Below are 15,568 nucleotides of genomic sequence, written 5' to 3' on the forward strand. Positions count from 1 at the left end.
GCGCCGGAGCGCCCTCTGTGGTCTGTATTTAAAGCCTGACGTTACTGATACTCGCTCATCGGCACGCAGGAGCAGAACAGATTACGGTCGCCGTAGACGTCATCGAGACGCTTCACGGTCGGCCAGTATTTATTCTCAAAACCTGCCGGGAAAGCCGCCAGCTCGCGGCTATAGGCGTGTTCCCACTCCTGCGCCAGTTCGCGCTGCACGTGCGGCGCGTTCACCAGCGGGTTGTCGTCCTGCGGCCATTCGCCCTGCGCCACGCGGTCAATTTCGCCACGAATAGCCAGCATCGCGTCGATAAAGCGGTCCAGCTCAACTTTGCTTTCCGATTCGGTCGGTTCAACCATCAGCGTGCCCGCGACAGGGAAGGACATGGTCGGCGCGTGGAAACCGTAGTCGATAAGACGCTTGGCGATATCCAGCTCGCTAATGCCGGTCGCCTCTTTCAGCGGACGAATATCCAGAATACATTCGTGCGCCACGCGGCCATCACGGCCGGTGTAGAGCACCGGATAGGCGTCTTTCAGGCGGCTTGCGATGTAATTCGCGTTGAGGATGGCCGTCTGGCTCGCTTTTTTCAGCCCCTGCGATCCCATCATGCGGATATACATCCAGCTAATCGGCAGAATCGACGCGCTGCCGAAAGGCGCGGCGGAAACCGCGCCCTGCGAGGTCAGCATGCCTTCAATCTGTACCACGCTGTGGCCCGGTACAAACGGTGCCAGATGCGCTTTCACGCCAATCGGGCCCATGCCCGGGCCGCCGCCGCCGTGCGGAATGCAGAACGTTTTGTGCAGGTTAAGGTGCGACACATCCGCGCCGATGTAACCCGGCGAAGTGATGCCTACCTGGGCGTTCATGTTGGCACCGTCGAGGTAAACCTGGCCGCCGTACTGATGCACGATGTCGCACACCTCGCGGATGGTTTCTTCATACACGCCGTGGGTAGACGGGTACGTCACCATAATGCAGGAGAGCTTATCGCCCGCCGTTTCGGCTTTGGCGCGCAGATCGGCAAGATCGATATTGCCCTGTTTATCACAGGCCACCACTACCACCTGCATCCCCGCCATCTGTGCAGAAGCCGGGTTGGTGCCGTGGGCGGAGCTCGGGATAAGGCAGATATCGCGATGGCCTTCGTTGCGGCTCTCGTGATAATGGCGAATCGCCAGCAGTCCTGCGTATTCCCCCTGCGCGCCGGAGTTCGGCTGCATGCAGAGCGCGTCATAACCAGTGAGTTTCACCAGCCAGTCGGAGAGCTGGCTAATCATCTGCAGATACCCTTCCGCCTGATCCGCCGGACAGAACGGATGCAGCTCGGCGAATTCCGGCCAGGTGATCGGGATCATTTCCGCCGCCGCGTTGAGTTTCATGGTGCAGGAGCCAAGCGGGATCATTGCCTGGTTCAGCGCCAGATCTTTACGCTCGAGGCTGTGCATATAGCGCATCATCTCGGTTTCGCTGTGATAGCGATTAAAGACCGGATGCGTCAGGATAGCGTCATCGCGCAGCATTGCGGCCGGAATGGAGCGGCTGTCATGCGCCACCTCTTTATCCAGCGCGTCGATATCAAACGTCGCGTCCTCGCCCGTGACCACGCGCAGCAGCGCCTGCACATCGGCGCGGGTCGTGGTTTCATCAAGCGTAATGCCCACTGCGCCCGGAATATCGCTGCGCAGGTTGATTTCACTGGCCTCGGCGCGCGCCAGAACAGTGGCTTTATCCGCCACCTCGACGCACAGCGTATCGAACCAGGTCGCGTGACGCAGTTTCAGCCCTTTGTGTTGCAGGCCCGCCGCCAGAATATCGGCGAAGCGGTGAATGCGGCTGGCGATGCGCTTCAGCCCTGCCGGGCCGTGGAACACGGCGTAGAGGCTTGCGATATTGGCCAGCAGCACCTGAGAGGTACAAATATTGGAGTTCGCTTTCTCGCGGCGAATGTGTTGCTCGCGAGTCTGCATCGCCATACGCAGCGCGGTGCGCCCGGCGGCGTCTTTTGACACGCCGATAATGCGCCCCGGCATAGAGCGTTTAAATTCATCGCTGGCGGCAAAGAACGCGGCGTGTGGGCCGCCGTAGCCCATCGGCACGCCAAAACGCTGGGCGGAGCCGAAAACGATATCCGCACCCTGTTTGCCAGGCGCGGTCAGGAGCACCAGCGCCATAAAATCGGCCGCCACGCTCACAATCACTTTGCGGGATTTCAGCTCGCTAATCAGTTCGCGGTAGTCATGCACTTCACCGGTGGTGCCGACCTGCTGCAACAGCACGCCGAAGAGATCCTGATGATCGAGCGCTTTTGGCGCGTCATCGACGATCACTTCAAAGCCGAACGTTTCGGCGCGGGTGCGAACCACATCCAGCGTCTGCGGATGCACATCCGCCGCCACGAAGAAACGGTTGGCGTTTTTCAGTTTGCTGACGCGTTTGGCCATCGCCATGGCTTCCGCCGCCGCGGTGGCTTCATCGAGCAGCGAGGCGGAGGCGATATCAAGCCCCGTCAGATCCAGCGTCACCTGCTGGAAGTTCAAAAGCGCTTCCAGACGCCCCTGCGACACCTCCGGCTGATACGGCGTATAGGCCGTGTACCAGCCCGGATTCTCCAGCATATTGCGCAGAATAACCGGCGGCGTGTGGACTGCGGTGTAGCCCATGCCGATATAGTTTTTAAAGCGCTTGTTGCGCCCGGCGATGGCTTTGAGCTCCGCCAGCGCGGCGAATTCGGTGGCGGCATCGCCGACATCAGGCGGCGTCGCAAGCTGGATATCCGCAGGAACGATTTGCGAAATCAGCGCATCCAGCGAGTCCGCGCCAACGGTGCGCAGCATCTCCTGCTGCTGGTCAACACCCGGTCCGATATGGCGCTCGATAAAAGCGTCGCGATTTTCCAGGTGGCTCAGGGTCTGGGTCATGGGCGATATTTCCTGAAACGTGCAGTGAGGCAAATAAATGCGATGGTCAGTTGTGCTCCCGTCGGGAGCGGCGCAGGCGAAGCGCGCCCGCCCCTGATGTTACGCAGGGGCGAGGTCCGTGAATTACTCGTCTTCTAACAGCGCTTCATACGCGCTGGCATCCAGCAGCGCAGCCACTTCGGCCTCGTCGCTGGCTTTGATTTTGAAGATCCAGCCCTGGCCGTAAGGCTCGCTGTTAACCAGTTCCGGTGAATCGCTCAGCGCGTCGTTGACGGCCACGATCTCGCCGCTGACCGGCGCGTAGATGTCGGAGGCGGCTTTTACGGATTCCGCAACGGCGCAGTCATCGCCCGCGTTAACGGTCGTGCCGACGTCCGGCAGATCGACAAACACCATGTCGCCCAGCAGTTCCTGCGCGTGCTCGGTGATCCCGACGGTGTAAGTGCCGTCAGCTTCTTTACGCAGCCATTCGTGTTCTTTGCTGTATTTCAGTTCGTTTGGCACATTGCTCATTGCTTCTCTCCTGATAACAAAACTTACTGCGTGACCGGCTTACCGGCGCGCACGAAAATGGGTTTAGTGACTTTCACGGGCATTTCGCGGTTGCGGATCTGCACAATGGCAGTATCGCCGATACCCGCAGGAACGCGAGCCAGCGCAATGCTGTAGCCAAGCGTTGGCGAGAAGGTGCCGCTGGTAATGATGCCTTCGCGGGCGTTGCCCTGATCATCGGTAAAACGCACCGGCAGCTCGCCGCGCAGCACGCCTTTTTCTGTCATCACCAGACCAACCAGCTGTTCCGTGCCGTTCTCACGCTGGGCTTCCAGCGCGTCGCGACCAATAAACGCGCGGTCTTCCGGCTGCCAGGCGATCGTCCAGCCCATATTGGCGGTGAGCGGCGAAACGCCTTCGTCCATCTCCTGGCCGTAAAGGTTCATGCCCGCCTCAAGGCGCAGCGTATCGCGCGCGCCAAGCCCGCACGGTTTGACGCCCGCTTCCACAAGCTGGCTCCAGAAGCCGGCCGCTTTTTCATTCGGCATCGCGATTTCATAGCCCGCCTCGCCGGTGTAGCCGGTGGTGGCGATAAACAGGTCATCCGCCTGCACGCCGAAAAACGGCTTCATGCCTTCTGTGGCCTTACGCTGCGCGTCGGTAAAGAGCGTGGCGGCTTTCGCCTTCGCGTTCGGCCCCTGGACGGCGATAAGGGAGAGATCGTCGCGGACCGTGACGGACACGCTATACGGCTCGGCGTGCTCGTTAATCCAGGCGAGGTCTTTTTCACGGGTGGCGGAGTTCACGACCAGGCGGAAATAGTCTTCGGTCATGAAGTAGACAATCAGGTCGTCAATCACGCCGCCGGAGGCGTTAAGCATGGCGGTGTAGAGCGCTTTGCCCGGCTGGGTGAGTTTTGCCACATCGTTTGCCAGCAGGTAGCGGAGGAATTCGCGGGTACGCGCGCCGCGCAGGTCGACAATGGTCATATGGGAGACATCAAACATCCCCGCGTCGTTACGCACCGCATGGTGCTCATCAATCTGCGAGCCGTAATGCAGCGGCATCATCCAGCCGTGGAAATCCACCATGCGCGCGCCGCAGAGGTTGTGCTGTTCATACAACGGGGTTTGTTGAGCCATCTTTTCCTCATCCTGTCAGCCGGGTTGGTGTGGGTTTCAGACGGCGTAACGCGCTGAATGAAACCCGGCGCCGACGCCGATCCCGGCGGCGACGCAAACGTTATCTTGCGTCTGAACTTATCACCGAACGAGGGCGTAAACCATAAGCCAGGCTGTGTCATCAGATTAGCTTATGGCGCAAAATCCTTTTTCACCCTGTAGCATGAAACACTGCCTGAAAGGTTTCAGGTGATGCCAAAAAGCTAACGCTTTACCGCCTTTTCAAAATAACCGGGCAGAAAACGCTGTTTTTAAGGGAAAATAATGGAAAGAGAAAAATCCAGAGATTAAAAAAACTAATCCGAAAAAGAGAGTGAAATTAGAATATTTCAAACGGGGAGAGACTTCTCTTTCCGGGGGCCGGAAAGAGAAGTGTGACGCAGTTAACGCAACCACTCCGGCAGGTCATTAAGCCCCATCGCCTGACGAATCAGCTGCGGTTTAACGCCCGGCAATTTATCGGCAAGCGTTAAGCCCAGATCGCGCAGCAGCTTTTTCGCCGGGTTAGCACCAGAGAAAAGTTCGCGGAAACCCTGCATGCCCGCCAGCATCATCGCGGCGGCATGTTTACGGCTGCGCTCGTAGCGGCGCAGATAAAGGTGCTGACCGATATCTTTACCCTGCTGATGCAGACGGCGCAGTTCGCTTATCAGTTCGGCGGCATCCATAAAGCCGAGGTTAACGCCCTGCCCGGCCAGCGGATGGATGGTGTGCGCCGCGTCACCGACCAGCGCCAGACGGTGCGCGGCGAACTGGCGCGCGTAACGCCCGGTGAGCGGAAAGACCTGACGCTCGCTTTCAAGTGAGCATAAGCCGAGACGATTATCGAACGCCACGCAGAGCGCCTGATTAAATGTCGACACCGGTGCCTGCTGCATCCGGTCGGCTTCCTGAGGCGAAAGCGACCAGACGATGGAACACAGATGCGGGTCGCTTAGCGGCAAAAACGCCAGAATACCGTCGCCGTGGAACACCTGGCGCGCCACGCCGCCATGCGGCTCATCGGTGCGGATCGTGGCGACCAGCGCATGATGCTGATAATCCCAGGACGTCAGCGGAATTTCCGCTTTCGTGCGCAGCCAGGAGTTCGCGCCATCTGCGCCGATAACCAGACGCGCCGTCAGCATGTTGCCGTCTTCAAGCGTAAGGAAGGCTTCGTTTTCTCCCCACGCGACCTGCTGCAGCGTCGCGGGTGCCATCAGCGTCACCGATTTACACTGCTGCGCTTTTTGCCACAGCGCGTAGTGGATCGCCTGGTTTTCAATAATGTGCCCAAGATGGCTGAAGCCAAACGACGCGTCATCAAACGCGATGCGCCCGAAACTGTCTTTCTCCCAGACTTCCATGCCGTGATAGGCGGCGGCGCGCTGGCGAAGAATGGCGTCCCAGACATCAAGCTTTTTGAGCAACGCTTCGCTGGCGGCGTTAATCGCTGATACCCGCAGCGCGGGCGGTGCGCTCGCCTCCAGCGGTTCCGGCGCGCGCTGCTCCAGCACCGCGACACGAAGCCCGCTGCCTTCCAGCCCGCAGGCCACCGCCAGCCCGACCATGCCGCCGCCAACAATCGCTACATCTACACTTTGCACATTCGACTCCTTAGCGCGGCACCCAACCGAGGGTGCGTCTGGCCAGCGCGTCACGCGCCGGGGTAAATAGATCCATTGCCATCAGGCCAAGGTTGCGCCCAACGACCAGCGGCGACCAGCGGTTGGCGAAAAGCTGTACCAGTCCGTCGGTCACGCCGATGGTTGCGGCTTTATCCTGCTCGCGGCGCTGTTGATACGCGCCAAGCACCGGATACGCGCCGATATCTTCGCCGCGCACGAAAGCCTGTGCCAGCGTCTCGGCGAGCGTCATGACATCGCGAAGCCCGAGGTTAAACCCCTGTCCTGCGATCGGGTGCAGCGTCTGGGCGGCGTTGCCGACCAGCGCCGTGCGGTGAGAAATCACCCGCGAGGCGAGACTTAACGCGAGCGGATAACCGCTGCGCGCGCCCGCGTGTGTAATGCGCCCCAGCCGCCAGCCAAAGGCGGTCTGGAGTTCGCGGCAGAAACGCTCATCGCTCCAGCCAAGCACCTCGGCCTGTTTATCGAGAGGATGGCACCAGACGAGCGAACTGCGACCGCCCGACATCGGCAACAGCGCCAGCGGGCCGTGTTCGGTAAAACGCTCGAACGCGCGGCCCTGATGCGGCAGCGCGGTCGCGACATTCGCGATGATTGCCGCCTGATGATAAGGCTGCTGACGCCACTCGATGCCGCACTGCGCGCCAATAGACGAGCGCGAACCATCAGCCGCGACCAGCAATTGCCCTTCCAGCGTCTCGCCGTTATCAAGCTGTACGCTGACTGTCTCGTCACGACGTGTAATAGCCGTCACGCGCGCCGGGCAGTGCAGATGAACACCTGGCGCTTTACGCAGCAGGCTGAAGAGCCGCTGCCCGGCGTCGTGCAGCTCCACCACGTTCCCCAGCGCCTGCGTCTGGTAATCGCGCGCGTTCAGCGTCACAAAACCGGCATGGCCGCGGTCGCTGACGTGAACGGTGGTGATAGGCGTGGCGCAGGGCGCGAGCGCCTGCCAGACGCCAACGCGCGCCAGCTCACGACAGGTGCCGTCGGCAAGCGCGATGGCGCGGGCGTCAAAGCCCGGATGCGCGGCGGATTCCGGCGCGCTGGCTTCCACCAGATGCACCGGCAATGCGCCATGAGTAAAACGAGAGAGCGCCAGCGCCAGTGTCGCGCCAGCCATGCCGCCGCCGGCGATAATCACGCTCATGAGCGACGCGCCGCCGCCATCAGCGCTTCGATATCGTCCGCCGATTTCACCACGCTGGCGGTCAGGTTCTCATTGCCGGTTTCGGTAATGACGATATCGTCTTCGATACGGATGCCAATGCCGCGGTACTCTTCAGGCACGTCGGCGTCCGGTGCGATATAAAGTCCCGGCTCAACGGTGATGACCATGCCTGGCGCCAGGATGCGCGAGCGATCCGGGCCATAGAAGCCGACATCATGCACATCCAGCCCCAGCCAGTGGCTGAGCCCGTGCATAAAGTACGGACGGTGCGCGTTCTCGGCGACCAGCTGTTCCACGTCGCCTTTCAGAATGCCAAGCCCGATAAGCCCTTTCACCATCACGCGCACCACATCGCCGGTCACATCCTGAATCGAGGTGCCTGGACGGAAAAGACGCAGGGCGGTTTCGAGCGATTCCAGCACGATGTCATAAACTGCGCGCTGAGCGGGTGTGAATTTGCCGTTCACCGGGAAGGTACGAGTGATATCGCCCGCGTAGCCTTTGTATTCACAGCCCGCATCGATAAGCACTAAATCGCCGTCACGCAGCTGGCTTTCGTTTTCGGTGTAATGCAGGATGCAGCCGTTTTCGCCGCCGCCCACAATGGTGTTGTAAGACGGAAAGCGCGCGCCGTGGCGGGTGAACTCATGCAGAATTTCGCCTTCGAGCTGGTATTCATACATGCCCGGACGGCACTTCTGCATCGCGCGGGTATGAGCCAGCGCGCTGATTTCGCCGGCGCGGCGCATAACGGCCAGCTCTTCCGGCGATTTAAACAGGCGCATTTCGTGTACCCAGGGCCGCCAGTCGGTGAGGGTGGCGGGCGCGGAGAGATTCTGACGCGCGCCGCGGCGCAGTTTATCCAGCGCGGTGAACACGATGGTGTCGGCGTAGGCATATTCGCCCTGCGCGTGGTAGACCACATCCAGCCCGTTCAGCAGTTGATACAGTTGCTCGTCGATTTCGTTAAACGCCAGCGCGCGGTCGACGCCAAGCTTCGCCGGTGCAGCCTCCTGGCCGAGACGACGGCCAAACCAGATTTCCGCGGTTTTATCGCGCAGGCGGTTGAAAATCACGCTGTGGCTGTGCGTTTCATCGCTTTTGATCAACACCAGCACCGCTTCGGGTTCATTGAAGCCGGTGAAGTACCAGAAATCGCTGTTCTGACGGTACGGGTATTCGCTGTCGGCGCTGCGCGTCGCTTCCGGCGCGGCGAAAATCAGCGCCGCGCTGGCCGGAGCCATTTTCGCCAGCAACGCCTGACGGCGTCGCAGAAACTCTTGCTGTGTCATTGCACCTCCTGAGTAAACGAATGTTAGTGAAGCGTGGGCTTTTTCACTTCCGGCGCGGTCGGTGACTGGCGCGTAAAGGTGTCGTGGCAGAGCAGCGCCGCGACGCGCACATACTCGATGATCTCCTCAAGCGACATCTCCAGCTCTTCCTGATCCTCGCCTTCGTCATAGCCGAGCTGAGCGATGTTGCGCAGATCGTCGATGGCTTCGCCGGTTTCGCCGGTGATTTTGTCGAGCTTCGGCTGGGTGACGCCGAGGCCCAACAGGAAATGGTTTACCCAGCCTGCCAGCGCGTCGGCGCGATCAAAGACCGAGACATCGTCGCCGTCCGGCAGCCAGAGCTGGAACAGAAAACCGTCATCCTCCAGCGTATCGCTGGTGGCGGCGTGCAGCTGACGCAGCACCTGAGCGAGCTGCTGGCCGAACGCCAGCCCCTCGTTGGTCAGGTCGTGCAGTAGCGGTTGCCAGCTGCTGTCATGATTGCCGCCGCACAGGATTCCGCTGATAAGGCCGTGCATTTCTGCGGGGGTCAGGCCCACGCCTTGCTGATTAAGCAACTGGCCGACCTCGTCGTAACCAGGCATTTCGTTCTGTATAGACATGCGCATTCGTCGTCGTTGGGAGGATGAGTTCGTGTTATGCTACCACTTCGTGCCCTGGTGATACCAGAAAAGGGCTTGTGTCTTCATATCAGGGTAGCTATAGTGTCGCCCCTTCGCAGCCCCGGCGCGAATGGTTGGCGAGTCAACAGCAGGAAAGTGGAATGTCTGCACAACCAGTCGATATCCAAATTTTTGGGCGTTCACTGCGGGTGAATTGCCCGCCTGAACAGCGAGATGCACTGAATCAGGCTGCGGACGAGCTGAATCAACGGTTGCAAGATCTGAAAGTTCGCACTAGAGTCACCAATACTGAGCAGTTAGTTTTCATCGCAGCATTAAACATCTGTTATGAGCTCGCTCAGGAAAAAGTGAAAACCCGTGACTACGCGGCCAACATGGAACAGCGTATCCGGATGCTCCAGCAGACCATTGAACAAGCATTACTTGAGCAAGGTCGCATAAGCGAAAGAGCGGAGCCTAAGTTTGAATAACGCTTCTGGGTCTACTATGGTAGAGTGACCGTGAAGCAAAAAATTTCTCTGAGATGTTCGCAAGCGGGCCAGTCCCCTGAGCCGATATTTCAAAAAAACAGAATGTGACGCTCCACGGTTGGTGAGCATGCTCGGTTCGTCCGAGAAGCCTGAAAACCGTGACGACGCATTCACCTTGAACCGCGGGTTCAAGGGTTACAGCCTGCGGCGGCATCTCGGAGATTCCCCTTCTTCTACTACCATGACAGAACTTCCCGTTACTTCAGACCTTCGTCAGCACATCCGTAAAGAAATCCGCCAGAAGCGTCGCGCGTTGACGGCTCACCAGCAGGCGCATTTCGCTGAACAGGCCGCTGCCCGTATGCTGGGCTTCGCGCCGGTGGTGGAAGCCAAAAGCGTGGCGGTGTTTCTCTCATTTGATGGCGAACTCGATACCCGACCGCTGATCGAAGGCCTGTGGCGCGCCGGAAAACAGGTATACCTGCCTGTACTTCACCCTTTCAGCCCCGGCAATTTGCTGTTTTTGCGTTACCTGCCGGACAGCCTGCTCGCCACGAATCGTCTGAAAATTCTTGAGCCTGCGCTTGATGTGCGCCATGTGCTGCCGTTAGACCGTCTCGACGTGCTTATCACGCCACTGGTGGCGTTTGACCGCACAGGGCAGCGCCTCGGCATGGGCGGCGGTTTTTACGACCGCACGCTGCAAAACTGGCGCGCGCACGGATTCTTGCCGGTCGGCTACGCGCACGACTGCCAGCAGGTAGAAAGCCTGCCTGTGCAGGAGTGGGACATTCCACTGCCAGTGGTAGTGACGCCGACGAAAATCTGGCGCTGGTGAAATAAAAAGCCGGGTCGCTTACGCTAACCCGGCTCAACATCTGTTTCAGCAGGCCGGGTAAAATGCCCGGCTTTATAACATCAACATCAATACAGCAGACGCGCGCGGATCGTGCCCTGAATCGCCTTCATGCTTTGCAGTGCGTTGTACGCGATGTCCTCCGGCGCATCAATATCAATCACCACATAACCCATCTGCGGCGTAGTTTGCAGATACTGCGCCGCGATGTTAATGCCCTGCTCGGCGAAGATCTGGTTGATGGCGGTCAGCACGCCCGGGCGGTTTTCATGAATATGCAGCAGACGGCTGACGCTTCCGCCGTGCAGCGGCAGAGAAACTTCCGGGAAATTCACCGCCGAGAGCGTAGAGCCGTTGTCGGAGTATTTCGCGAGTTTGCCCGCCACTTCCAGACCGATGTTTTCCTGCGCTTCCTGGGTTGAACCACCGATGTGCGGCGTCAGGATCACGTTGTCGAACTCGCACAGCGGCGAGTTAAACGGATCGCTGTTGGTCGCAGGCTCAACCGGGAAAACGTCAATCGCGGCACCGGCCAGATGTTTGCTGGAAAGCGCCTCGCACAGCGCCGGGATATCGACCACCGTACCACGCGCGGCGTTAATCAGCAGCGCGCCGGGTTTCATCAGCGCCAGCTCTTCAGCACCAATCATATTTTTGGTGGACGCGTTTTCCGGCACGTGCAGGCTCACCACGTCGCTCATATTGAGCAGATCGGAGAGATGCTGCACCTGGGTGGCGTTACCGAGCGGCAGCTTGCTTTCGATATCATAGAAAAACACGTTCATCCCCAGCGATTCCGCGAGGATACCGAGTTGAGTGCCGATATGGCCGTAGCCGATAATGCCGAGTTTTTTACCACGCGCTTCAAACGAACCCGTCGCGACTTTATTCCAGATACCGCGGTGCGCTTTAGCGTTCGCCTCCGGAATACCGCGCAGCAGCAACAACAGCTCGCCAATGACCAGCTCGGCCACCGAACGAGTGTTGGAGAACGGCGCGTTAAAGACCGGAATGCCGCGCTTCGCCGCCGCGTCCAGATCCACCTGATTGGTGCCAATGCAGAAGCAGCCGACCGCCACCAGTTTTTCCGCCGCGGCAAAAATCTCTTCAGTCAGATGAGTACGGGATCGCAGGCCGATAAAGTGCGCATCGCGGATGGACGCTTTCAGCTGTTCGCTGTCGAGCGCGCCCTTGTGGTATTCGATATTGGTATAACCTGCGGCACGCAGGCTATCGATGGCTTTCTGGTGAACCCCTTCCACCAGCAAGAATTTAATTTTGTCTTTCTCCAGCGATACTTTTGCCATTTCCCGACCCTGTCTTGTCTGAACTGTTATGAAGCTGAAATAAGCCAGCCTTCTGCCAACATATCAAAATTTGCGTTCCCGGCAATATGAACGTTTGCGTCGCGACGTTGAAGAAACATCACGCAGAGATAAAAGGCAGAAGAAAATGTCGCATGGCAGAAATATGACGGAAGGATTAACAGGATGGAAACAAAAATGTGAGAGATGTCACCAAATTTAACGCAGGGGAATTTTTTTAACCGCAGGGGCGCCGGAGCGCCCCGTCAGATCATTTTATGATGGTTTTCACGCCATCGGCAGTGCCGATGAGCGCCACGTCCGCGCCGCGATTCGCAAACAGACCAACGGTTACGACGCCCGGAATGCCGTTGATGGCGTTCTCCAGTGCGATCGGGTCGAGAATGGTTAAACCGTAAACGTCCAGAATCACGTTGCCGTTATCCGTCACCACACCCTGGCGATACTCCGGGCGACCACCGAGCTTCACCAGCTGACGCGCGACCGCGCTGCGGGCCATCGGGATCACTTCCACCGGCAGCGGGAAAGTGCCGAGCACATCCACCTGTTTGGACGCATCCGCGATACAGATGAACTTTTGTGCCACCGACGCGATGATTTTCTCGCGCGTCAGCGCCGCGCCGCCACCTTTGATCATCTGCATCTGGCCGTTGATTTCATCTGCGCCATCGACATAGATGCCCAGAGAATCCACCTCGTTAAGATCGAAAACAGTAATGCCTAGGCTTTTGAGCTTTGCGGTGGAGGCGTCAGAGCTGGAAACCGCGCCTTCAATCTCGTTTTTCATGGTGCCCAGCGCGTCGATAAAATGCGCGGCGGTGGAGCCTGTGCCTACGCCGACAATCGTGCCCGGCTCGACGTACTTCAGTGCGGCCCAGCCGACGGCTTTTTTAAGTTCATCCTGCGTCATGAGAGTTTTGCCTGTGGTGTAAAAACTGTGCCGCATTATAAAACAACCCGCCGGGCAATGGGGGAGTCATTCTGCGGCACAGCTCCGATGTTTGCGTTTGGGTCTGTATCCGGTGCAAATTTATGTCATAGTGCGGAACATAACGAGACAGGGAGCACACCAGAGAGATGAAACGCCCGGACTACAGAACACTACAGGCGCTGGATGCGGTAATCAGAGAGCGCGGGTTTGAGCGCGCCGCACAAAAGCTGTGTATTACGCAGTCCGCCGTGTCACAACGTATTAAACAGCTGGAAAACACCTTCGGCCAGCCGCTGCTGGTGCGCACCGTGCCACCGCGCCCGACCGAGCAAGGGCAAAAGCTGCTGGCTCTGCTGCGCCAGGTTGAGCTGCTGGAAGAAGAGTGGCTGGGCGATGAACAGACCGGTTCAACGCCGCTGCTGCTATCGCTCGCGGTCAACGCCGACAGTCTCGCGACCTGGCTTTTGCCCGCGCTGGCCCCCGTGCTGGCGGATTCGCCAGTGCGTCTTAATTTGCAGGTGGAAGATGAAACCCGCACCCAGGAGCGGCTGCGCCGCGGTGAAGTGGTCGGCGCGGTAAGTATTCAGCCGCAGGCGTTGCCAAGCTGCCTTGTCGATCAACTGGGCGCGCTGGACTATCTCTTTGTCGCCTCGAAACCTTTTGCCGATCGCTACTTTCCAAACGGCGTGACGCGCGCGTCGCTTCTGAAAGCGCCCGCCGTCGCGTTCGACCATCTGGATGATATGCATCAGGCGTTTTTACAGCAGAATTTCGATCTGCCGCCAGGCAGCGTGCCCTGCCACATCGTTAACTCGTCAGAAGCCTTCGTACAGCTGGCCCGTCAGGGCACTACGTGCTGTATGATCCCGCACCTGCAAATTGAAAAAGAGCTGCAAAGCGGTGAGCTTATCGATCTCACGCCGGGGCTGTACCAGCGCCGGATGCTCTTCTGGCACCGATTTGCGCCGGAAAGCAGAATGATGCGCAAGGTTACCGATGCGCTGCTGGAATACGGCCACAAAGTGTTGCGTCAGGATTAAAAAACCCGCCGGATGGCGGGTTTTTCGTTTACTGCTGTGATGGCGCGTTGGTCGCCGCAGGCGCAGTGCCCTGGCTTCCCGAACCATTCTGATTCGCCGTACCGCTCTGCGCCTGAGAAGGCTCAAGTTCAAACACCACATCCACCTGATCGTCAAACTGGATAGTCTGCTGATCGTAGGTGTCCTGCGCTGAAGCCGGCGCTGCCGCTTCGGCTTTCATCATGCGCATCACAGGCGTCGGCTGGTAGTTAGAGACGTGATAACGCACGCTGTAAACCGGGCCAAGTTTACTGTTAAAGCCGCTCGCCAGCTGCTGCGCCTGACGCACCGCGTCATCGATAGCCGCCTTGCGGGCTTTATCTTTATATTCATCCGGGTGCGCCACGCCTAAAGAGACGGAGCGGATTTCATTCAGGCCCGCTTTCAGCGCGCCATCCAGCAGCTCGTTCAGTTTATCGAGCTTGCGCAACGTCACGTCGACGGTACGTACCGCACGATAGCCTTTCAGCTGGGTTTTACCATCCTTGAGGTACTCATATTCCGGCTGGGTACGCAGGTTAGCGGCATTAACGTCTTTTTTCTCAACGCCGTTATTTTGCAGGAAAGTCAGGTACTGCCCTACTCGCTCGTCCGCCTGTTTTTTTGCCGCCGCCGCGTCTTTCGCGGAAACATTGACCTCAATAGCCAGCGTCGCGATATCCGGTATCGCATCCACGCTCGCCGTGCCGGAGGTGACGATATGCGGGCCGTTGGGCAGTTCATTCGCCTGCACAGACGCCGCGCCGAAACCAATCATTGCCGCAAGGGCCATCACTTTAAACTTCACTGTTCTTCCTCCATGCTGCGTGCAAGTAAAACCGCCCGCCAGAGAGTGTCGGGCATCTGCCTGCAAGCTTAGCGGTTCAGTGCCGAATGTCCATCAGAGAAGGCTTAGAGGCCGAGCGCAGACAGATTTTCTATCCCTTCGCGCGCCAGCTGGAAGGCGATAACCCACATTACCAGACCAACTAACAGATTAATCATCCGTTGCGCGCGTGCGGTACGAAGCCGCGGCGCAAGCCAGGCGGCAAGTAGCGCAAGGCTGAAGAACCAGACGACAGACGCGTTGATGGTGCCGAGCGCAAAGGCGCGTTTCGGTATGGCGTCAAGCTGCCCGCCAAGGCTGCCGAGCACCACAAAGGTGTCGAGATAAACGTGCGGATTAAGCCAGGTTACCGCAAGCATCGTGGTGATAATACGCAGCCTGCCCTGTTTGAGAATTTCCGCCGACGCCAGTTCCGGGTTGCCCGCCAGCGCAGTTTTCAGCGCCCCGAAGCCGTACCATAGCAAAAACGCCACACCGCCCCACGTGACCAGCGCCAGCAGCCACGGCGACTGCATCAGGATGGTGCTGCCGCCAAAAATTCCGGCGCAAATCAGGACGACATCGCTGAGCGCGCACAGTGAGGCGATCATCAGATGATACTGGCGGCGGATACCCTGATTGAGCACAAAAGCGTTTTGCGGGCCGAGCGGCAAAATCATCGCTGCCCCCAGCGCAAGCCCCTGAAAATAAAAACTTAGCACGTTGTGTTCCCGAAGAGTGGTGATGTCAGGCGCTCAGTGTACGGGCTGCTTTTTATTAGCAAAAACGAATAGTTTTAATCA

14 protein-coding genes and 1 other RNA gene are annotated in these 15,568 nt (G+C 58.8%); 4 read left to right on the top strand and 11 right to left on the bottom strand.

Going from position 1 to position 15,568, the window contains the following annotated elements:
• Window positions 1-41: 41 nt before the first annotated feature.
• The 7 genes from gcvP to ACUW6V_RS08995 form a co-directional block, all read right to left on the bottom strand.
• The gene (gene gcvP / locus ACUW6V_RS08965; protein WP_012123849.1) at window positions 42-2,915 is read right to left on the bottom strand and encodes an aminomethyl-transferring glycine dehydrogenase; all 2,874 of its coding nucleotides are present in this window, start codon (window positions 2,913-2,915) and stop codon (window positions 42-44) included.
• 123 nt (window positions 2,916-3,038) lie between these two features.
• Window positions 3,039-3,428 (bottom strand): glycine cleavage system protein GcvH, encoded by a 390-nt coding sequence (gcvH, locus tag ACUW6V_RS08970; RefSeq protein WP_004385667.1) that lies wholly within the window; start codon window positions 3,426-3,428, stop codon window positions 3,039-3,041.
• A gap of 23 nt (window positions 3,429-3,451) precedes the next feature.
• Entirely contained in the window at window positions 3,452-4,549 is a 1,098-nt protein-coding gene (gene gcvT, locus ACUW6V_RS08975; protein ID WP_454038262.1) for a glycine cleavage system aminomethyltransferase GcvT, read from the bottom strand.
• A 422-nt stretch (window positions 4,550-4,971) separates the two neighbouring features.
• Window positions 4,972-6,174, bottom strand: a complete 1,203-nt coding sequence (ubiI, locus tag ACUW6V_RS08980; RefSeq protein ID WP_007892620.1) for an FAD-dependent 2-octaprenylphenol hydroxylase — start codon at window positions 6,172-6,174, stop codon at window positions 4,972-4,974.
• 10 nt (window positions 6,175-6,184) lie between these two features.
• Entirely contained in the window at window positions 6,185-7,363 is a 1,179-nt protein-coding gene (gene ubiH / locus ACUW6V_RS08985; protein WP_007892622.1) for a 2-octaprenyl-6-methoxyphenyl hydroxylase, read from the bottom strand.
• Window positions 7,360-8,676 (bottom strand): Xaa-Pro aminopeptidase, encoded by a 1,317-nt coding sequence (gene pepP, locus ACUW6V_RS08990; protein ID WP_014728103.1) that lies wholly within the window; start codon window positions 8,674-8,676, stop codon window positions 7,360-7,362. The genes ubiH and pepP overlap by 4 nt, the downstream gene beginning before the upstream one ends.
• Before the next feature lie 23 nt (window positions 8,677-8,699).
• Window positions 8,700-9,278 carry a YecA/YgfB family protein gene (locus tag ACUW6V_RS08995; RefSeq protein WP_146204044.1) on the bottom strand — a complete coding sequence of 193 codons (579 nt, stop codon included), beginning with the start codon at window positions 9,276-9,278 and terminating at the stop codon, window positions 8,700-8,702.
• A gap of 161 nt (window positions 9,279-9,439) precedes the next feature.
• On the opposite strand from ACUW6V_RS08995, the gene zapA reads away from it, so the two are divergent.
• The 3 genes from zapA to ACUW6V_RS09010 all read left to right on the top strand — a co-directional run bounded on the left by zapA (window position 9,440) and on the right by ACUW6V_RS09010 (window position 10,607).
• A complete protein-coding gene (zapA, locus tag ACUW6V_RS09000) occupies window positions 9,440-9,769 on the top strand; it encodes a cell division protein ZapA (protein ID WP_004385658.1) in 330 nt (109 codons plus the stop codon).
• A gap of 42 nt (window positions 9,770-9,811) precedes the next feature.
• Window positions 9,812-9,995: non-coding RNA, 6S RNA (gene ssrS, locus ACUW6V_RS09005), on the top strand.
• A gap of 15 nt (window positions 9,996-10,010) precedes the next feature.
• Window positions 10,011-10,607, top strand: coding sequence for a 5-formyltetrahydrofolate cyclo-ligase (locus ACUW6V_RS09010; protein ID WP_014728102.1), 597 nt, complete (start codon window positions 10,011-10,013; stop codon window positions 10,605-10,607).
• Window positions 10,608-10,693: 86 nt separating this feature from the next.
• Here ACUW6V_RS09010 and serA read toward each other — a convergent pair whose 3' ends face one another.
• Both serA and rpiA read right to left on the bottom strand, forming a co-directional pair.
• On the bottom strand, window positions 10,694-11,932 hold the full coding sequence (gene serA, locus ACUW6V_RS09015) for a phosphoglycerate dehydrogenase (RefSeq protein ID WP_104658885.1): 1,239 nt from the start codon (window positions 11,930-11,932) through the stop codon (window positions 10,694-10,696).
• 268 nt (window positions 11,933-12,200) lie between these two features.
• Complete coding sequence (gene rpiA, locus ACUW6V_RS09020; protein ID WP_004385654.1) at window positions 12,201-12,860, bottom strand: ribose-5-phosphate isomerase RpiA; 660 nt, start codon at window positions 12,858-12,860, stop codon at window positions 12,201-12,203.
• A 167-nt stretch (window positions 12,861-13,027) separates the two neighbouring features.
• Here rpiA and argP point away from each other — a divergent pair, with 167 nt between their 5' ends.
• Complete coding sequence (gene argP / locus ACUW6V_RS09025; protein ID WP_004385653.1) at window positions 13,028-13,921, top strand: DNA-binding transcriptional regulator ArgP; 894 nt, start codon at window positions 13,028-13,030, stop codon at window positions 13,919-13,921.
• A 28-nt stretch (window positions 13,922-13,949) separates the two neighbouring features.
• Here the strand turns inward: argP and ACUW6V_RS09030 are convergent, their stop codons facing one another.
• Both ACUW6V_RS09030 and argO read right to left on the bottom strand, forming a co-directional pair.
• Window positions 13,950-14,747: an oxidative stress defense protein gene (locus ACUW6V_RS09030; RefSeq protein WP_007870732.1), complete on the bottom strand. Its 798-nt coding sequence runs from the start codon at window positions 14,745-14,747 to the stop codon at window positions 13,950-13,952.
• Window positions 14,748-14,851: 104 nt separating this feature from the next.
• A complete protein-coding gene (gene argO, locus ACUW6V_RS09035) occupies window positions 14,852-15,487 on the bottom strand; it encodes an arginine exporter ArgO (RefSeq protein ID WP_454038263.1) in 636 nt (211 codons plus the stop codon).
• Window positions 15,488-15,568 lie beyond the last annotated feature (81 nt).

This window comes from Cronobacter sp. 153480017-3 (assembly GCF_053627815.1).